Origin of the sequence: Haloprofundus marisrubri (genome assembly GCF_001469955.1) — an archaeon.
GTDB lineage: Archaea > Halobacteriota > Halobacteria > Halobacteriales > Haloferacaceae > Haloprofundus > Haloprofundus marisrubri.
Genome location: NZ_LOPU01000024.1, coordinates 1 through 425 on the forward strand (window position 1 = coordinate 1; position 425 = coordinate 425).

1 protein-coding gene is annotated in these 425 nt (G+C 59.5%); it reads left to right on the plus strand.

All coding sequences use genetic code 11. The features are described 5' to 3' along the window. Positions 1-425 (plus strand): FAD-dependent oxidoreductase (locus AUR64_RS10380; RefSeq protein WP_338035572.1); only part of this gene is annotated, 425 nt, incomplete at both ends.

Consider the following 425-nt stretch of genomic DNA (forward strand, 5'->3'; position numbering starts at 1 on the left):
ATCATGAACACCCGACAGGTCGATACGGTCGTCAACCGCTGTCGACCCAAGGGCGACGCCGACATCGTCGTCCCCCACGAAACCACCTGCATTCTCGGGACGACCGACGAGGAAGTCGACGACCCCGACGACTACCCCGAAGAACAGTGGGAAGTCGACCTCATGATTGATACCCTGTCAGAGTTGGTACCAATCCTCAAAGAAGCGCGGACGATTCGCTCCTTTTGGGGCGTTCGACCCCTCTACGAACCACCGGGGACGGGAACGACCGACCCTACCGACATCACGCGCGATTTCTTCCTCTTAGACCACGCCGAACGCGACGATTTGCCCGGGATGACCAGCATCGTCGGCGGCAAGTTCACCACCTACCGGATGATGGCCGAGAAGATTTCCGACCACGTCTGCGAGCAGTTCGGCATCGA